The 1,698-nt window shown below is 68.5% G+C and carries 3 protein-coding genes; all 3 read right to left on the bottom strand.

What is annotated here, in order from left to right; genetic code table 11:
* Nucleotides 1–247: 247 nt before the first annotated feature.
* Nucleotides 248–511, bottom strand: a complete 264-nt coding sequence (locus CCN42_RS42325) for a hypothetical protein (protein WP_143662162.1) — start codon at nucleotides 509–511, stop codon at nucleotides 248–250.
* A gap of 5 nt (nucleotides 512–516) precedes the next feature.
* Nucleotides 517–750 carry a hypothetical protein gene (locus CCN42_RS37415; protein WP_086741729.1) on the bottom strand — a complete coding sequence of 78 codons (234 nt, stop codon included), beginning with the start codon at nucleotides 748–750 and terminating at the stop codon, nucleotides 517–519.
* A gap of 518 nt (nucleotides 751–1,268) precedes the next feature.
* Nucleotides 1,269–1,698, bottom strand: a 430-nt coding sequence (locus tag CCN42_RS43000) for an alpha/beta fold hydrolase (protein WP_169731596.1), incomplete at its 5' end; no start/stop codon positions are given.

Genomic DNA, 1,698 nt, shown 5'->3' with positions numbered 1-1,698 from the left:
GGTGATCACTAATCGGACGGACACATCCGATCAACTGACCAACCCATCAAAGAGACACGCGCTAAGACGCGGAAGGCCGGTGCCCTCAGTCCGCTGGCGGGCGGTACGGGCACCGGCCAGGCAGAAGCCTCCCCATGCAACAGATGGCAGGACCAACCCCAGACATCCGAGATCTCCGCAGAGGGGTTCGAGCAACTGTGGATTGGAGCATGGTGGGCTCTCGGCGAATCAGCCTGACATAACGGGTTTAATAGTCCTCCTCCATACCGCCGGGACGGAGATCCATCACCGCGAGTTCGACCTGCTGATGGACATCAGCCTTCTTCAGATGATCTTTGAGTCCGTCTGCACGCCGGCTCTTCATCGCCTTGAAGCCAGCCCGCTTGTCGTCGACCCACGCGTCTCCCTGTGTGGATTCGGCTGCCTGTCGTTGCGCGCGGGCCAGGTCCAGGTGCCGACAGCGCTGCCGCGGGTGGCGGCGGCAACGGCCTTGAACGGCACGCGCACCCACGTATGTCAGTTCACGTCCTCCAGGATGCCCGTCTCCTCGTCGGTGAGGCTGTCGAAACAGGACTCCTTCGTCGCTATGGCGGTGGATTCGACCCAAGGCGGCATGCTGCTGTGCCTGGCGTTCAGGGTCCAGCCCTGCTTCTTGTACGTGGCTATGACGTAGATACCGCCGTTCTCCAGAGACACGTCCTCGGTGGGCGTCGTCTCCTTCCAGCCGTGGGCGTCCAGGTCGGCCAGCATGGCGTCGAACTGCCGACGGGCCTTCGCGGCGGCCGCCTCGGAGGCGCCCGTGGCGTCGTCGGACGCCAGGTGACCACGCAGGGTGACAGCCGGGCCGCGAGGGCTGCCACCTTCTGTGCCTTCTCCGTGGCCGCCGCTCCGGCCGAGTGGCGGGGCTTGGGGAAGCCCGCTTCGGTCTCTCCCTCGGGGAGGCCGGCCGCCACGACGGCAGCGTCCATCTCCTGACGTACGGTGTCCTGCCCGAGGGGCGCCTGCGTCGAGGGCGCGGCGGCGGATCGGGCGGGGCGCTCGACGGCGTCTCCGCAGCCGGCGACAAGCGCCAGCCCGGCGACGGCCGCCGTCCATCCGGATCCGCGCGCGAGGCGGCTCACCAGTCGTCGCCGATGTCGGAGTTGGCGGTGACGGGCGTGCCGAATTGATCCAACGCGATCAGCTGACCTGGCTTGAGACAACGGGGATCGAGGACAGGCACTTACCGGCACCTCTACTCCCCGAAGGCCGTCGCCGACTCCCCTGCCTCAGCCGGTGCTTGTGAGGAGGTGGGCAATCCGGCCGGGATTGTCGGACATGGGTGAGTGCCCGCAGCCGCGCAGCCGGACATGGCGGGCTGCGGGCAGGAGTTGGGCTGCGCGGTGGGCCTGGTGCCGGGGTGTCAGAAGATCTCGTGTGCCCCAGGCGACCGTGACCGGGACGCTGGGGGTGAAGCCGGTGAGCCGGTAGGTGCGGGCTGCCCGGCGTGTGGCTTCGAAGCCGGGTGAGCGGACCAGGTTGCGCAGGGCACCGTCGGCCGCTTCTGCCGTCATCTGCCAGGGACGCGCGGCGAGTTGCCAGAAGGCGAGTGTTCGACCCAGCGGGCTTCTGGTCAGGCGTGCCGTGCGGGGGCCGAGGGTCTGCACCATGGTGCGCGCGAAGCGGAGCGAGCCGAGGGCGTAGGCGGCCCCGGGGCCG

Origin of the sequence: Streptomyces glaucescens, from assembly GCF_002154375.1 — a bacterium.
GTDB lineage: Bacteria > Actinomycetota > Actinomycetes > Streptomycetales > Streptomycetaceae > Streptomyces > Streptomyces glaucescens.
Note: the sequence above shows the minus strand (reverse complement) of the source record. Positions and strands in the feature narration are given on the sequence as shown.